Origin of the sequence: Streptomyces sp. NPDC048415 (genome assembly GCF_040651675.1) — a bacterium.
Classification (GTDB): Bacteria; Actinomycetota; Actinomycetes; order Streptomycetales; family Streptomycetaceae; genus Streptomyces.
Map to the genome: position 1 here is coordinate 1 of NZ_JBEZKJ010000215.1, position 2,225 is coordinate 2,225.

General features: G+C 72.1%; 2 protein-coding genes and 1 pseudogene. 1 reads left to right on the top strand and 2 read right to left on the bottom strand.

Annotated elements, in window-relative coordinates; all coding sequences use genetic code 11:
- Positions 1-357, top strand: a pseudogene (locus AB0D27_RS45385) (hypothetical protein); the annotation flags it as partial.
- Here AB0D27_RS45385 and AB0D27_RS45390 read toward each other — a convergent pair.
- Together AB0D27_RS45390 and AB0D27_RS45395 are read right to left on the bottom strand one after the other, a co-directional pair.
- Positions 320-802, bottom strand: a complete 483-nt coding sequence (locus tag AB0D27_RS45390) for a DUF456 domain-containing protein (protein WP_362521504.1) — start codon at positions 800-802, stop codon at positions 320-322. The pseudogene AB0D27_RS45385 and the gene AB0D27_RS45390 overlap by 38 nt on opposite strands.
- A gap of 36 nt (positions 803-838) precedes the next feature.
- On the bottom strand, positions 839-1,819 hold the full coding sequence (locus AB0D27_RS45395) for a winged helix-turn-helix transcriptional regulator (protein WP_362521507.1): 981 nt from the start codon (positions 1,817-1,819) through the stop codon (positions 839-841).
- Between the last annotated feature and the right edge of the window lie 406 nt (positions 1,820-2,225).

The window sequence follows — 2,225 nt, forward strand, 5'->3', positions numbered from 1 at the left end:
GTGCCGCCCCCGCAGGTCACTGCGGGGGCGGCACTACGGCTGGCATCCTGGCAGACAGCACCCAACGACCCAGAGGGGAGGGGACCCTTGACCGTGACCGTGGACATACCCGACCACATACGCGACCTCTGCGCCCACCTCGGAGACGGTGTCCCATACGCGGTCAAGGTCCTCGCCCGGCAGCTGGCCGACGACCCTCGTCTCGGCCAGCGCACCGGCAGGCTCGGCCTGTACGCTGCGACGATCGACGGCTACACCTTCGATGACTGCCCGCCCCTGACCGTGCGCTACGCCTACGGCCGTGTGCGGGTGGCGGGCGTCAGCCCCAGATCACCGCCGCCGACCACGCCCCCGTGATCAGCAGGCAGCCGAAGAGCTCCGTCAGCACACTCCACCCGCCCGAGCGCATCGCGGTCCCCACCGCCGCCCTCGCCTGTCGGTGTCCGCCCAGCCGCAGCCGCTCGCAGAGGTAGATCCCGCCGACGAAACCGGGTATCGCGCCGACCACCGGCAGCAGGCAGAAGCCGAGCAGCGCACCGGCCCCGGCGTACACCGCCATCCGGGTGGTGGCGCCGCTCGCCCGCAGCCGTCGGGGAGGCAGCATCCACCGGATCGTCTGGGACACCAGCAGGACCACGGTCGCGCCGACGAGGACGAACCAGGAGAGGGCCTGCGCGTCGCTCAGTGCCCACCACGAGACCGCGGCCCAGACGAGCCACGACCCCGGAACACCGGGCACCAGTACTCCGGACAGGCCGACCAGGATCACCACGCCGACCAGCAGGAGTTCCCACACTCCCATCTGCCAAGGGTGACTGAGCGGACCTGGGACCGCAGGTCAGTCCCGCGCCACCCAGCCCCGCTCGTACGCGTGCCAGCCCAGCTGCAGTCGCGTCGTCACGCCGGTCAGCTCCATCAGCCGCTTCACCCGGCGCTGGACGGTCCGCAGGCCCAGATCGAGCTGCTTGGCGACGCTCGCGTCGGTCAGCCCGGCGAGGAGGAGCGAGAGGATCTCCAGGTCGGTGCTGTCCGGGCCGTCCGGTTCCTGCTCCAGGACGCCACGGCTGCCCAGCCGCAGCGGCAGCGCGTCGCGCCACACCGACTCGAACAGTCCCGACAGCAGTTCCAGCAGTCCGCTCGCGTGCACGACCAGTGCGGCGGGCTCCGCGGTGTGCGAGGTGAGCGGGACCATCGCGAGCGTCCGGTCGGCGACCACCAGCTTGGTCGGCACCGTGTCCACCACCCGCACCCGCTCGTCCCGGCCGAGCGCGGCGGACAGCTCGGTGATCCCGGTGGGCTGGTCGAGGACGGACCGCTCGACGACCACGCGGTAGCGCACGCCCCGCCCGGCGGCCTGCTCCTCCGCTTCGTTGTCCATGCCGGAGACGACGACCGGGTTACCGGTGACCAGCGCGCACACCTCCTCGCTCGCGCCCAGCTGGAGCTGGAGGAAACGCTGCGCGACCGCCGCCGCGCCGATCACCACCTCGACCAGGTCGTGTACGGCGGGCTCGACGGCCTGCGCCCGGTACTCCTCGGCGAGCAGCGCAGCCGCCAGCTCCGCCTTCTCCAGCTCGTGCCGCTGCTGGGTGAGCAGCGCGCCGAGCGCGACGCCGGGCGGCGCGGCGACCCAGCGCCCGGGCCGGGCCGAGGACTGGGCGGCGAGACCGTGCCGCTCCAGCCGGCGCAGGGCGCGCTCGGTGTCGTACTCGCCGAGTGTGAGGCGCCGTGCGAGATCGGGCACGTCCGCGGCGCCCACGGACACCAGCGCCCGGTACGCCGACTCGTGCGTGTCGTCCAGACCTATCGCTCCCAGCATGCGGCGACGTCCCTCCCCAAGGATGCGTGAATGCCGTTCCGGCAGGTCGGTGGCGTTCGTGGCGGAAAACAGCCACGGCGCAAACCCGCCGTGGCACATCATCGCCGTACCACCCGCCTCTCTGCCAAGCTCACGCCACCGAGGCATCAACCACTGCCCGGAATGCCCTGCTTGGCCGCTCCGCGAATCACAGCGGAAACCAAAGGCGAGCAGGTCACACTCAGGGCCGAACCGACCGACGCCGACGGCGATTCGGTCCCGGCCGTGACCCGGGCCCACGACGTGCGTCGGGTCCCGGTCGCCCGAGCGCCGCATCTCGGTCGTCCTGCCGCAGCCGCAGGCACTGTTCGGACTCGGCGGCGTCGGCAAGACGCAGGTGGCGCTGGAGTATGTGCACCGGTTCATG